The sequence below is a fragment of the Agrobacterium larrymoorei genome, assembly GCF_005145045.1.
In the GTDB taxonomy this organism is placed as follows: Bacteria; Pseudomonadota; Alphaproteobacteria; order Rhizobiales; family Rhizobiaceae; genus Agrobacterium; species Agrobacterium larrymoorei.
Genome location: NZ_CP039691.1, coordinates 1,020,521 through 1,034,887, shown reverse-complemented (window position 1 = coordinate 1,034,887; position 14,367 = coordinate 1,020,521). Strand labels below are relative to the sequence as shown.

At 58.5% G+C, this 14,367-nt stretch carries 11 protein-coding genes; 5 read left to right on the top strand and 6 right to left on the bottom strand.

The genetic code is table 11. The features are described from left to right. Position 1: 1 nt before the first annotated feature. From CFBP5473_RS04865 to CFBP5473_RS04855, 3 genes are all read left to right on the top strand, one after another. Positions 2–1,153 (top strand): M24 family metallopeptidase, encoded by a 1,152-nt coding sequence (locus CFBP5473_RS04865; protein WP_027674259.1) that lies wholly within the window; start codon positions 2–4, stop codon positions 1,151–1,153. Positions 1,154–1,270: 117 nt separating this feature from the next. Next, on the top strand, positions 1,271–1,981 hold the full coding sequence (locus CFBP5473_RS04860) for a hypothetical protein (protein ID WP_027674258.1): 711 nt from the start codon (positions 1,271–1,273) through the stop codon (positions 1,979–1,981). 242 nt (positions 1,982–2,223) lie between these two features. Beyond that, entirely contained in the window at positions 2,224–3,156 is a 933-nt protein-coding gene (locus CFBP5473_RS04855; protein WP_027674257.1) for a ribose-phosphate pyrophosphokinase, read from the top strand. A 137-nt stretch (positions 3,157–3,293) separates the two neighbouring features. Here the strand turns inward: CFBP5473_RS04855 and CFBP5473_RS04850 are convergent, their stop codons facing one another. The 6 genes from CFBP5473_RS04850 to CFBP5473_RS04825 form a co-directional block, all read right to left on the bottom strand. After that, positions 3,294–4,175, bottom strand: a complete 882-nt coding sequence (locus tag CFBP5473_RS04850; protein ID WP_051441191.1) for a phosphatase PAP2 family protein — start codon at positions 4,173–4,175, stop codon at positions 3,294–3,296. Then, positions 4,165–5,676 carry an ArnT family glycosyltransferase gene (locus CFBP5473_RS04845; protein ID WP_027674256.1) on the bottom strand — a complete coding sequence of 504 codons (1,512 nt, stop codon included), beginning with the start codon at positions 5,674–5,676 and terminating at the stop codon, positions 4,165–4,167. The genes CFBP5473_RS04850 and CFBP5473_RS04845 overlap by 11 nt, the downstream gene beginning before the upstream one ends. A 228-nt stretch (positions 5,677–5,904) precedes the next feature. After that, positions 5,905–7,422: an aldehyde dehydrogenase gene (gene adh, locus CFBP5473_RS04840; protein ID WP_027674255.1), complete on the bottom strand. Its 1,518-nt coding sequence runs from the start codon at positions 7,420–7,422 to the stop codon at positions 5,905–5,907. A 149-nt stretch (positions 7,423–7,571) separates the two neighbouring features. Further along, positions 7,572–8,531 carry a helix-turn-helix domain-containing protein gene (locus CFBP5473_RS04835; protein WP_027674254.1) on the bottom strand — a complete coding sequence of 320 codons (960 nt, stop codon included), beginning with the start codon at positions 8,529–8,531 and terminating at the stop codon, positions 7,572–7,574. A gap of 72 nt (positions 8,532–8,603) precedes the next feature. Next, entirely contained in the window at positions 8,604–10,652 is a 2,049-nt protein-coding gene (locus CFBP5473_RS04830; protein ID WP_027674253.1) for a putative bifunctional diguanylate cyclase/phosphodiesterase, read from the bottom strand. 197 nt (positions 10,653–10,849) lie between these two features. Continuing rightward, complete coding sequence (locus CFBP5473_RS04825) at positions 10,850–11,035, bottom strand: hypothetical protein (RefSeq protein ID WP_136954318.1); 186 nt, start codon at positions 11,033–11,035, stop codon at positions 10,850–10,852. 22 nt (positions 11,036–11,057) lie between these two features. Between CFBP5473_RS04825 and CFBP5473_RS04820 the strand changes: the two genes are divergently transcribed. Both CFBP5473_RS04820 and CFBP5473_RS04815 read left to right on the top strand, forming a co-directional pair. Next, positions 11,058–11,687, top strand: a complete 630-nt coding sequence (locus CFBP5473_RS04820; RefSeq protein WP_027674251.1) for a 50S ribosomal protein L25/general stress protein Ctc — start codon at positions 11,058–11,060, stop codon at positions 11,685–11,687. A 274-nt stretch (positions 11,688–11,961) separates the two neighbouring features. After that, positions 11,962–14,355, top strand: coding sequence for an EAL domain-containing protein (locus CFBP5473_RS04815; protein ID WP_051441190.1), 2,394 nt, complete (start codon positions 11,962–11,964; stop codon positions 14,353–14,355). The last annotated feature ends 12 nt before the right edge of the window (positions 14,356–14,367 follow it).

Here is a 14,367-nt window from a genome sequence, read left to right as displayed (position 1 = left end):
GATGGCCCTGCACTTTGACACCGCCGAATTCGAGGCCCGCCGCGCCCGCCTTATCGAGAAGATGGCGGAAGAAAAGCTGGATGCCATGCTGCTTTTCGCGCAGGAAAGCATGTACTGGCTGACCGGCTACGACACATTCGGCTACTGCTTTTTCCAGACGCTGATCGTAAAGGCTGACGGTAGCATGACGCTGCTGACGCGCTCGGCAGATCTCCGCCAGGCCCGCCAGACGTCCAACATCGAGAATATCGTCATCTGGGTGGATCGCCTGAACGCCGATCCGACGCTCGACCTCAAGAACCTGCTCAGCGAGATGGACCTGCTTGGCTGCCGTATCGGCATAGAGTTCGATACCCACGGCATGACCGGTCGCGTCGCGCGGCTTCTGGATAACCAACTGGCGACCTTCTGCCAGATCGTGGATGCATCCTACCTCGTAAGCACGCTTCGACTGGTAAAAAGCGATGCCGAAATCGCCTATGCGAAACGCGCGGGCGAGCTGGCGGACGATGCGCTGGATGCGGCCTTGGCGCTGATCAAGCCCGGCGCGGATGAGGCGGATATTCTCGCCGCCATGCAGGGCGCAGTCTTTTCCGGCGGCGGCGATTATCCCGCAAACGAGTTCATCATCGGCTCCGGTCAGGATGCGCTTCTGTGCCGCTACAAGGCCGGACGCCGCAAGCTGGATGAGAAGGACCAGATTACGCTCGAATGGGCAGGCGCGAGCGCCCATTACCATGCCGCTATGATGCGCACCGTCATCGTCGGCGAGCCGGAGTTCCGGCATCGGGAACTCTACAATGCCTGCGTAGAAAACATCCGCGCCATCGAGGAGGTTCTGCGCCCCGGCAATACCTTCGGCGATGTGTTCGATGTGCATGCCAAAGTCATGGACGAACGCGGCCTGACCCGCCACCGCCTCAACGCCTGCGGCTATTCGCTCGGCGCGCGCTTCTCACCCTCATGGATGGAACATCAGATGTTCTATGCCGGAAACACGCAGGAAATTCTGCCCAATATGACGCTCTTCGTTCACATGATCATCATGGACAGCGATGCGGGCGTAGCGATGACGCTGGGCCAGACCTATCTGACGACGGAAGGCGCACCGCAATCGCTCTCCCGCCACAGCCTCGATATGCTGACGGTTTGAGCTAGAGCGTTTCCTTGTTGAATGGAAACGCTCTCTATTTGACTCCAACTGGAAACGAAACATACATTGCCGCATTCGGGCGGACGGGACGGAGTACATCATGAAGAGACATTCGGCATGAGCAGGCTCGGCGTGGTGCTTTCGATACCGGCCCTCGTCCTCGCTCTATCTGCATGCAACACATCGGATGCGCTGACGCCACAGGTTGACGTCGGCCATAACCGCACGCAATCGACGCCCGTCACGCAGGGCGATCTGGACCAGATGGCCGCCGCCGCGGATCGCTCCTCGACCGGCGTTACAAGCCAGGTTCCGGCCTATGCCCCGCAAAATACGCTTCAGGCACAGGCGCAGGCCATGACCAGCGGCGCGCAATATGGCGAGCCGGTAGCACGCCAAACGCAACCACAGACATCAGGCGCACCGCAGCAGCAGACCGCATCTCTCGGCGCTTCCGGTGCGGCTGGCAGCATCCGTTTCCTGCCCATCATCGGCGCGCCGGTTCAGGCCGTAACGCCGCTATCGCGCCAGCTGGGCGCCGAAGCCCGCGCCAAGGGCCTGACGATCCGGCCTTCGACGGATACGTCCGCAGAAAATATCCTGAAGGGCTACCTCTCGGCATTCGATGATGGCGGCAAGGTTACCGTCATCTATGTCTGGGATGTGCTCGACGCCAATGGCGCACGCCTTCACCGCCTGCAGGGGCAGGAAACCATCGCATCGCGCGGTACGGACCCATGGGCGGCAGTCAGCGATAGCGTGATGCAGAAGATCGCAGCCAAGACGCTGGACGAATATCAGGCATGGAAGCAGGCAGGGCGTGGATAAAGAGCGCTTCCAATCGATTGAAAAACAGCTTGCAAGACTTGAGTCACAAAGTTTTCACGAAAATCATGGGTAACGCGGTTCCGCCTATTGCATTCACGGGCAACAGCGGTATTAAGGCGCCCATGGCAAAACGGCATGTCCGGCACCCCTTCGGGTCGGGTATTCCTTCCCGTTGAACGACGCACTGGCCGCGGTAACATCTTTACCGGGCTCAAGCGATGGCATGGAAACAGGCGGCACCAATGAAGGTTTTCGCAGGCAATTCGAACCGGCATCTGGCCGAAGCGATCTGCAAGTATCTTAATGTTCCTCTCGGAAATGCCACGGTAAAGCGGTTTGCGGACCAGGAAATCTTCGTAGAAATTGGTGAGAACGTGCGCGGCGAAGATGTCTTCGTTGTTCAGTCCACCTCTTTCCCGGCAAACGATCACCTGATGGAACTGCTGATCATGATCGACGCCATGCGTCGCTCCTCGGCAAAGCGCATCACGGCGGTTCTTCCCTATTTCGGCTATGCCCGTCAGGACCGCAAAGCCGGTCCGCGCACGCCGATTTCGGCAAAACTCGTGTCAAACCTCATCACCGAAGCCGGTGCCGACCGCGTTCTGACGCTCGATCTTCACGCCGGTCAGATTCAGGGCTTCTTCGATATCCCAACGGACAACCTTTTCGCAGCGCCTATTCTGGCTCGCGACGTGAAGGAACATTACGACACCAAGAACGTCATGGTCGTTTCGCCTGACGTCGGCGGCGTGGTGCGCGCCCGCGCGCTTGCAAAGCGCCTCGACTGTCTGCTCGCGATCGTCGACAAGCGCCGCGATCGCCCCGGTGAATCCGAAGTCATGAACGTCATCGGTGACGTCACCGGCAAGGATTGCATCCTCATCGACGATATCGTCGATTCCGGCGGCACGCTCTGCAATGCTGCGGAAGCCCTTCTCAAGAACGGCGCAACCAGCGTCACCGCTTACATCACCCACGGTGTTCTCTCCGGCGGCGCGGTTGCCCGTGTCGCCTCGTCCAAGCTGCGCGAGCTCGTCATCACCGACAGCATCCAGCCGACGACCGGCGTACAATCCGCCCACAACATCCGCGTCATCACGACAGCAACGCTTCTCGGCGAAGCCATCAACCGCACGGCGATGGAACAGTCCGTCTCCGGCCTGTTCGACTAAAAGTCTATTCCAGAAACGCCGCTGGTCGGCTGCAAACAGCAATTCTGAGACAGACTTTAAGACAGTCATCATTTTGCAGATAATCAGCGGGCTGTCACTCAGCCCGCTTTTTTGTGCCTGATCCTTGCCGACTTGTCCTACTCCACCGTCGCGCCAGACCGGCCTTGGCTGGAAAACCGGGCATATTCCCTCAACGCCAAAACCCTTGTCCGCAGCGCCGCCCAACTTGTCCTGTCCAAGACAATGCGTGACGTCTTCACCACATAGCGGCTCGCATGCGCGAGAATGTTCGATAAATCTGCGAGGATCGGCGCCGCCGTGAAGACATGCCGGTGGTTGCCGATGGCAAGGACGCGGTATAGGAAGACGGAAATCAGGGCGGCAAACAGCATCGACATCGTCGTATCGCTGAGAAAGTGCCGTCCGGCGGCAATGCGCATCATTGCAGTCGCAACCACCGCCGCGATTGCCAGAAAGCCAGCAATTATCCGGCCATTGCGCGAAAGCTGCGGCCAGATGAGCACGCAAAGCGGCAGAACCACGCTTGCCACCAGCGCAACCTCGCCGGATGAAAAGGAACAGTTCGAGGAACATTGGTCGCTCAACTGGAATGGCGGTGTAAAAAGCTGCTGCCCGCCGAATTCGAGAACGCCATTCGGCCTCGCACGGCCCAGATTGGATTTGAGAATGCCGTTGACCAAAACACCCGCGCAGGAAAGCGTGCTGAGCCACAGATAGGCCCAGACCCGCCAGCCGGTTTTCTGCTGCTGACCGAGCACGAGATTGCCGACGAAAATCAGGAAGGCGATGGCAGCGATGGCTTCCCCGCTTCTGCGCACGACATTGCGCCAGAACTCGAAAACAGGTCCACCCGCCACCCAGCTCCCGGCTTCGCCCATGAAAAACAGCGCGGAAACCTTGAGGTCGATGAAAGGAAACGCCGCAAAGACGATGACGGAGAAAAGCGTCGCGATCATCAGCCAGATCGTGATCCGCATATGGGCGATATCAAGTTCCATTCTCTGCCCTCTCAATGCAGGATGACGGTATTTTCCAGAGACCAATTTCATTGCCTTCCATGAAGCCCGCAGTCGCCACCCAGCGCGCGACCGGCTGCTGGTCCTTCAAGCAGTCCGGCACCGATCCGATGCGGGAGAGATAGAGCGCGTTCTTCTCCTCGCCGGGGCGCAACGGGTAAAGCAGGGCGTAATGGCTGGAAGGCGGCTGCGCGCCTTCGTTCCATGCCCGCGGCGCAATGCGGTGACCGGACTTCAACTGGTAGAACATTTCCGCCAGAAACGACCGGTCGGAGGCCACGAGCACGGTCGCATGAAGCCTCTCTGCATCGCTGATTGCCGTGGAAACAAGAGCCGAGCGACCGAGATAGCGCTTCAGGGCAAGCTCGCCGTTCGGCAGGCGCAGCTCCGTACCGAAGATCGTCAAAAGCGGCAGAATGATTGCAACCGCCGTATTGAGGATCAGGGAAGCGCGCATCCAGTGCGGGCGAGCGGCCATCCATGGAATGGCGAGCAGGATTCCCGCTGCATAAGCGCCCACCGCCCAGTTGGCGAAAGCGCGCGAAATCAGCGCCTGAACCGTCATGAACAGGATAAGCGGTATGCTGAGCGCGGAAAGCGCCCGCGCGCGCTCCGTCCTTAGCTGCCAAAGCGCTGCCAGCATGGCGATGAAGACGAAGGGACCGACAACGCCCGCCTGCGCCCCGAAAAACTCGAGTGCAGAGCCAATTTTGAACCGTAGCCCGTCCCAATGTGCAATGGAGACGGTGTGGCGCGCAGTGGCGAAATCATGCGCGTAATTCCACCAAAGATTGGGCGCGACAACCGCCGCAGAAACCAGACCGGCCAGGATCGCGTCGCCCCACCGGATCCGCCATTCACGGTCCAGATAAGCCGCCAGCGGCACCAGCGGAAACAGAAACGCCATCGCATATTTGGACAGAAACCCCAGCCCAACCGCAAGGCCAAGCACTATCGCGAAATGAATGCCGGAAGCGCCAGCAGCTTTAGCCCCGGCAAGCTTGCGCCAGAAAATCAGCGACAGCAGAATGAACAGCATCATCGGCGTGTCGGTGGAAATCAGCAGGCTGGAAAGCGAAACGCCGGGCAGCGTCAGATAGGTCATCGCAGCCAGAGCGCCCAGCCGCGCATCGTAGATCATGCGGCCCAGATAGAGCATGGCGGCAGCCGCAAAAGCATGAATGACCGGCGCGGCAAGGCGAACCTGAAAAGTGCCCTCACCGCCGGAAATCCATGTGGTGAAACGAATGATCCAGCCGATCAGCGGCGGCTTGGAGTAAGCCCCGAAAGCAAGCTCTCGGCCCCAAAGCCAATATTGCGCCTCATCGACAAAGAGATCGGTCCTGTTGAAAGTGAGACCAAGAATGCGCAATGCTGTTACGAGCAGGATCGATAGCAGCGCGAGCCTGACCCATTGCGTGCTTTCCACGCCGCGCGAAAGCTCCTGCTTCGCATCCTGAAACCGCCCCGCCACGTCGGTCATCGGATCGATCCGCGTGGCGAGAGGGACAAGAGACAAGCAATAAAAGTGTGACGGCGCATATCGATCTACCGCAAAATGACGGAACCGATATGCGCGAAATTGATGACACTATTACGTCAATTCGGGCCTTCTCCAACAATCATTATCCGGGCTCCCGGAGAGCTGACGTTCTCCGGGAGATGCCGGTGGCACGCGCCACCGGCTCCGGGGAGGACCCGCTCATGCGGATCAGAAGAAGCCGAGCTTGTTCGGGCTGTAGGATACAAGCAGGTTCTTGGTCTGCTGGTAGTGGTCCAGCATCATCTTGTGCGTCTCACGCCCGATACCGGATTGCTTGTAACCGCCAAAGGCAGCACCAGCCGGATAGGCATGGTAGCAATTCGTCCAGACACGACCGGCTTCGATACCGCGCCCTGCCCGGTAGGCAAGGTTCGTATCGCGGCTCCAGACACCCGCGCCAAGACCATAGACCGTGTCATTGGCAATCTCGATGGCTTCTTCCACCGTCTTGAAGGTGGTAACGGAAACGACCGGGCCGAAGATTTCCTCCTGGAAGACCCGCATCTTGTTGTTGCCTTCGAAAACGGTCGGCTGAATGTAGTAGCCGTCCTTCAGGTTGCCGGAGAGCGACTTCCTGTCGCCACCGGTCAGCACCTTGGCGCCCTCCTTTTTGCCGATTTCCAGATAGCTCATGATCTTGTCGAACTGCTCCTGAGAAGCCTGCGCGCCGATCATGGTGGCATTGTTCAGAGGATCGTCCTGGCTGATGGCCTGCACGCGCTTCAGCGCCTTTTCCATGAAGCGGTCATAAATGGATTCATGCACCAGCGCGCGCGATGGGCATGTGCAGACTTCGCCCTGGTTCAACGCGAACATCGCAAAGCCTTCCAGCGCCTTGTCCAGAAATGCATCGTCTTCATTCATCACATCGGCAAAGAAGATGTTCGGCGATTTGCCGCCAAGCTCCAGCGTGATGTTGGTAACGTTATCCGCCGCATAGCGCATGATTTCCTTGCCGACGGAGGTCGAGCCGGTAAAGGCGATCTTGGCGATGCGGTTGCTCTGCGCCAGCGGCTTGCCTGCTTCGGTGCCCAGACCATTGACGATATTGATGACGCCCGCAGGCAGCAGATCCTCGATCAGTTCCATCACCAGCAGAATGGAGGCAGGCGTCTGTTCCGCGGGCTTCAGCACCACGCAGTTACCGGCAGCAAGCGCCGGTGCAAGCTTCCACGCGGCCATCAGAATCGGGAAGTTCCACGGAATGATCTGGCCGACGACGCCAAGCGGCTCGTGGAAATGATAGGCAACCGTATCATTGTCGATCTGCCCGATGGAGCCTTCCTGCGCGCGCACGCAACCCGCGAAATAGCGGAAGTGATCGATGGCGAGCGGAATATCCGCATTGGTGGTTTCACGCAGCGGCTTGCCATTGTCCCAGGTCTCGGCGCGGGCAATGACATCCAGATTATCCTCGATCCGCTGCGCGATCTTCAGGAGAATGTTGGAGCGTTCGGCAACGCTGGTGCGGCCCCAGGCAGCGCGTGCCTTGTGGGCGGCGTCGAGCGCGGCTTCGATGTCGTTTGCATCGGAACGCGGCACTTCGCAAATCTTCTGTCCCGTCACCGGCGAAAGGTTATCCATGTAACGACCGGACTTCGGCTCCACCCATTGACCGCCGATATAGTTGCCGTATTTCAGCTTGAACGGCGTTTCTCCGGCCTTCTGCTGGACTTGAATATTCATGATTCATCCTCCCTGATGAACGACGATCAAGGGTTGATCGCGTGCAGAGAGGTTGTGCCTACATTCGGGCAAATCAAAGGGTGGCGCCCGCATTCCGCAGTGCACATTGTTTCACATCTGCGACAGAGACCCCGTTATTCGCAGGGGTCTCAGTGCACCGCCAGCTTTTTCATCTTGCGGTGAAGCGTCGCCCGGCTGATGCCAAGCAGCGTTGCCGCCTGGGTGATGTTGCCATTGGCACGGCTCAACACCCGGCGAAGTGCAGCCCTCTCGGCTTCGGCCAGATCCGAGCCCTTGTCATGCCGCTCTTCCTTCAAGGCATCGGAGGCGGGTACACCCTGCGCAATCCGCGCATCATCCAGCCGCAGCGCCAGCCGCGCCGCGCGCGTGGCTCCAAGAATGATATCGTCCTGATCGATTGCCAGAAGCGACAGCATGGCAGCGTTGGCCGAAGGCACCATAAGGATGCGCGCACCGGGAAAGGCCCGGCGAAACAGATTGCCCTCGATACGCTGCGCCGCATCGCGCACCGCCTGCGTCACCATGGAAAAGGTCAGCTCGTTGATATCCTCGCGGCAGGTGGAAATATCGAGCGCGCCGGTCACCTGCCCGCGATGATCGCGGATCGGCGCCGTGGTGCAGGACAGGTTGATGTTGGACGAAAAGAAATGCTGGTCTCGATAAACCACCACCGAACGCTCATCCGCCAGCGCCGTGCCGATGCCATTCGTGCCGACGCTCGCTTCGCTCCACAACGCACCGGACCACAGCCCGGCACGGCGAAAATCATCATCGTCACCCGCCGCACCGCGCCGGTCCAGAGCCACACCCTTGGAATCCGTCAGCAGCAGACAACACCCGGCCTTCCCAACGGCAGAAAAGATGCGGTCCAGTTCGTCTGCGCTTTCGGCAAGCAGATCATGCGCATCGTCGCGGGCTTTCAGAAACTCCGCCTCGGACAGAAAGATCGGCTTCCGGTTCTCCTCCGGCGCCAGATGGTGCATCGTCATGCATCGCCGCCAGGAAGCGACTATCGGCGAACTGGCCGCCGCAGATGAACGGTTCGCGCTTTCATAGACGTGGCTCGCATGGGCTGCGTCGGCTGTCATCGGCTCCTCCCAAAGCATTTTTCCGCAATGGTGCGCCCTGCCCGTTCATCTTTCAATGAAAAAATGCGTGTGTCAGCTTGCAGCCCTGAACGGATCCGCCGCGCTGTCCACGATAGAGGCAATGGTTTCCAGCGGTCCCGGCTTCCCGAAATAGAAGCCCTGTACGAAATGACAGCCCTCGCGCCGCAGAAATGCCAGCTGCCCTTCCGTTTCCACGCCTTCTGCCAGCACCACGATGTTCAAACTATTGGCCAGAATAAGCGTGGAGCGCACGATGGCATCAGACTGAATGCTGTCCGGCAGGCCTTCCACGAAAGATCGGTCGAGCTTGATCTTGTCGAACGGAAAGCTTTGCAACGTGGAGAGCGAAGAGTGCCCCTTGCCATAATCGTCCATGGCAATCTTCAACCCCAAAGCCTTCAACCGGCGGATCGTCGCGAGCGCATATTCATGGTCCGAAATGATGCTGCTCTCGGTTATTTCCAGTTCAAGCCGACGCGGGTCCAGTCCGGTTTCGCGCAGGATCGTCTCCAGCTTGGTGGTGAAGGCCCTGTCCGCCAGTTGCTGCGGCGCGACGTTGACGGCAATCCCGAAGGGATTTTTCCAACCCGTCGCCTGTCGGCACGCCTCCGCCAGCACCCATTCGCCAAGCGGAACGATGAAGCCGCTCTTTTCGGCAATGGGAATGAACTCGGCTGGCGAAACCAGACCTCTTTCCGGGTGGCGCCAGCGCAGTAAAACTTCGAAGCTCACGATGTGACCGGATGCCGTGTCGTTCTGCTGCTGGTAGTAAAGCTCGAACTCACCCCGGCCCAACCCCGCGCGCATGGCCGTTGCCAGCGCGTTCCACTCCAGAACCGCCTCATCCATCCGCTTGTCATAGAAACAGATCGTGCCGGAAACACCGCTTTTGGCGCGGTACATGGCCACATCCGCCCGGGTCATCAGCGCATCGACACCGCGCACCTCGGAAGAAAACACCGAAATACCGAAGCTGACACCGACCGAAAGAATCTGTTCCTGCCACTCGATTGGCTTGGTGATTTCCTTTTGCAAGCGCCGGGCAAATTCCACCGCATCGCTGCGGGAATAGTAGCTTTCCGTCAGCCCGACGAATTCATCACCGCCGATCCGCGCCAGAAACTCGCGCGGGCCCAGAACCGCAGACGCCCTCTGCGTGATTGCGCGCAGCACGGCATCTCCCGCAGCATGGCCATAAACGTCGTTGATTTCCTTGAAGCGGTCCAGATCGAAGGACAGCAGCGCAACACCGGCTGCGGTCTTCGCTTCGCGCTCCAGCACGACATTGAGATGTTCCTTGAAGCCCACGCGGTTCGGGATGCCGGTCAGCGGATCATGCAGGGAAAGGTGGCGATAACGCTGCAAGGCCTGTTCGGTCGATTGAAGATCGATCCTGTAAGTCGCAAAGCCGGAAGACATCAGCGCAAGGATGATGATGATCGCACCCGTGGCCGTTACCGCAGGCGATACGAAACTGTCCTCTATCCGGGCCGTCGGATCGAATTCCAGCGACATGGCTGCCATGCCGATATAATGGCCGACGATGATCGCAAGAAACATCAGGATCGCGCCACTGTGGCGGCAAAAGCCGTTGACGGGTCGAACCACCCGGTTGAGGGCAAACAGGCCGAGAAGAAGCGACATGCCGATGGAAACGGCCACCCAGCCATGACTCCAGACCAGCCTGCCCTGCACGAAATAGGCGGCCATGCCGAGATAATGCGTCGCCGCAATCCCCATGCCCAGCACCGTGCCACCTGCTTCCACCAGAAGGCCTCGCCCGCCATAGGTGGCAATGGCAAAGCCCGCAAGCGAGGAACAAACCGCCACCACGAAGGCGAAAGCCGTCAGATAGGGATCGAACCCCACGACGCCCTCGACATAATATCCCAGCATGAAAAAGAAATGGGTGGACCACATGGTAGCGCCGCTGATGACAGCGGCGAGAAACAGCCAGTGCAGCCTCTGCAACAGCCCGGCCTGGCGCGCGCGGGCAAAAAGGTGGATGGTCAGAAAACATCCCATGGCGCATAGAACCAAGGCTGCAAGAACATAACGAATGTCATGTTGCACAACCAGACAGTTCCAGAATGTCGCCATTGCACTACCCTGCTTGATAATGATTTTCGACTATAACCAAGCTCTCTTTTCATCGGGTTTATCGAAATGGATAAAAATAGCTTAAGCCAGACATAACAAGACGATGAATAAGGTCGATGAACTTGAAATCATCATATTTATGCTGACCTATACGTGAGGTATGGAAGTATATCTCTGAGAAGAGCGACACACTCACCTTAAGCACCGCGACCAGTCAGAGAAATTGCGAAACGGGCGGTAAAAACGCCGCTGCCCTTGCGTTTGCGCCCTGTTTGCCTTATAGCGCGCGCATCCGTGTAGACACCCTTGGAGGCAACGCGGTCGAGTAGGCTTTTTTCAAGCCGCTCCAGTTCCTGTCCGGCAAGCCGGTTTGAACTCTCCATATAACCTCGAAAAGGAAATGCCATGAGCAAAGAAACTTATGAGCTCAAGGCCGAGGCGCGCGAACGAGTTGGTAAGGGGTCCTCTCGTGAACTTCGCCGCAACGGTTTGATTCCCGCTGTCATCTATGGTGACAAGCAGGCCCCGATTTCTATCGCGATTTCGACCAACGAAATCACCAAGCGCATCCACGGCGGCGGCTTCATGACGACGATCGCAACGATCGACGTCGACGGCAAGAAGTACAAGGTTCTGCCGAAGGACTACCAGCTGGACCCGGTTCGTGACTTCACGATGCACGTGGACTTCCTGCGCGTTTCCGGCAACTCCACGGTTACCGTTGAAATCCCGGTTCACTTCATCAACGACGACAAGTCCGAGATCAAGAAGGGCGGCGTTCTGAACATCGTTCGTCACACGATCGAAGCTCACGTTCCTGCAAACGAAATTCCCGACGCGATCACCGTTGATCTCGACGGCCTGAAGGTTGGCGACAGCATTCACATTTCGCAGATCAAGCTGCCGAAGAACGTTGTTCCGACCATCACCGACCGCGACTTCACCGTTGCAACCATCGTTCCGCCGGTTGTTGCAGTTGTTGAAGACGAAGCTCCTGCCGCTGAAGAAGCACCGGAAGCCGACAAGTCGGAGTAATTTCTCCCACTGTTTGAAAAAGCCTCGCATCGCAAGAAGCGGGGCTTTTTTTGTGCCTTGAGCCGGCTACCTTAGATGCAACTTAAGCGACAGTTTTTAAAGCTGATTAAGCATTCTCCGAAACGATACTTCAAACCTTTGGCTCTAAAACCAATTGCTGAATAGGGGGAAGTCTCTCAAGCTCCTTCCAGTTTTTTAGAAACAGAAGCAGTTCATTCGGGCATTACCCGCATGGATCGGGGAACTTGAGCGACAGGGGCGGTAGCAGAGGCATATGACTCATTCCGTAGAAAGGCGTTTCATAGCGATCGTTTCCGGCGTCCTCCTGGCCGTTGTCGCTCCGCTTTTCACCATCCTGCTGACGCTTTCCTATAACGAATCCATCTCAAGCCAGCGCGACAGACTGGAAATCCTCATCATCGCCAACGCGCAAGCTCTGGGCCGTCCTTTGTGGGACCTCGATGACGAGACAATCAACCAGATCACCGGCACGCTGGTTGCCGATCCAGCCATCTACATGGTCAAGGTGAAGGACAGTTTTGGCCAGCTGGACGTGACGCAGACCACCGGCACCGGCCAGCCGGACGATACGTCCTTCCTGACCCGCGATATTCTCTACAAGAATCTGGACGGCGAGACCAAGGTCGGCACGATCACCATCTTCTTCCGGAATGTCGGGCTGTTCTCCTCTCTCAGCCGCATCGAACTGTCGTTCCTCTCCATTTTCGTCCTGTCGATCCTGACGATCTTCCTCTCGGCCATCATCGGCAACCGCCTGATGATCATGAAGCCGCTTCTCCGCCTCACTGCCGCCATCGAGGCAACTCGGCGGCTCGGCTCACGCCACCATGTAGACTGGCGTTCCAGCGACGAAATGGGCCGTCTCGCGCGAAGCTTCAACGAAATGCAGATCCAGCTGGAGCGTGAGGAGCACGAGATCAAGCGCGCGCATCGCCGCACCACCGAGATTTACAATCGCACCCCGGCCATGCTGTTCTCGCTCGATGTGCGGGATCGCATCGCCGCGGTCAGCGATTACTGGGTCGAGGCCACGGGCTATAGCCGCCGGGATGCGCTGGCCCGCAACTTCGAAGATCTGCTGCACGCGAAGGACCGCGAAAGCTTCCGTCAGCGCCGCAAGCATCACGCAGCAATGGATGGCAAATCCACAGACGCCGATCTGACAGTCCGCTTCATCTGCGCCGATGGACGGTTGATGGATGTGCTGATTTCCGAAAAGGCGCTGAACTCCGCAGACGAAAAAGACGGCTCCGAAGTCCTCAGCATCATGACGGACGTGACCGAGCTTCGCCGCTCCGAAAAGCGTAACCGCCTTCAGGCCATTTCCGATCATCTGACCGGGCTCCTCAACCGTCAGGGCTTTGAATCCATGCTCGATCAGCAGATCATGGAAGCGGATGCGAGCCAGACCGAGCTTGCCTGCCTTTTCATCGATCTCGACCGCTTCAAGGGCATCAACGATAATCTCGGCCACGCCGCAGGCGATGCCGTTCTCAAGGAATTCGTCGTTCGCCTCAACCGCATGCTGACCCCCATGGATAGCGCCTCGCGCCTCGGCGGCGATGAGTTTGCGCTTCTGCTGGCCGGGCCCGACGTGCAGGAGCGCGCGCTTGCGCTCTGCGATCAGATCAGCGCCATGTTCGAAGAGCCCTTCCTCGTCGCCTCGCAAAGCGTGCGCCTCAGCGCCAGTATCGGCCTCGCCATCTATCCCGAACATGCAGGCAGCGCTTCCGAATTGCTGCAGAATTCCGATCTGGCCATGTACACCAGAAAGCGCGCGGGCAAGAACGGCGCGCAGGTCTTCGATCCCGCCATCATGAACGAGGCGCGGGAGCGTGCCGAGATCGAGCAGGATATCGAACAGGCCATCGAAGGCGACTGGTTCGAGGCGCATTTCCAGCCAATTCAGGAACTGGACAGCGGCGTGACCCGTGGTTTCGAAGCGCTGATGCGGCTCAACCATCCCCGTAAAGGCATCCTGCCACCCGGCCCCATCATCGGCGTTGCCGAAGAAAATGGCAGCATCGCGCGCATCGGCAATGTCATTCTCGAGCATTCGCTGCACAACCTTGCCGAAGTCTCGAAATTGCCCGGACTGGAAAAGGCCTATGTCGCGGTCAATTTCTCGGCGCAGCAATTCGAACCGGGCCTGCCGACCCGCATCGCCGGGCTGCTTTACCGCCATGGCATCATCCCGCATCGCCTGATCGTAGAGATTACCGAAGCCGTTCTGATGCATGACGACCCGCAAATCCGGGCCGTGCTGAACGCCATACGCCAGCTGGGCTGCCGCATAGCGCTGGATGATTTCGGCACCGGCTATTCGTCGCTGAGCTATCTCAACCGCTTCCCGGTGGATATCGTCAAGATCGACCAGTCCTTTACCCGCTCCATCAGCGATGACGTATCGGATGTCAGCACCCGCAGCCGCATGCTCGTGGAAGGCATCAGCGCGATTTCACACAAGATGAACTGCATCGTCATTGCAGAAGGCATCGAAACGGAACAGCAGAAGGCCATGTTGCGAGACATCGGCGTGGATTGCGGCCAAGGATATCTTTTCGCCAGACCGCAGCCGATCCGCACTCTGATGGCAAATTACATCATGCCGGTCGAAGACGAGAGAATGGAAAAAGTCGGAACATAAGCTTGGGGGAGC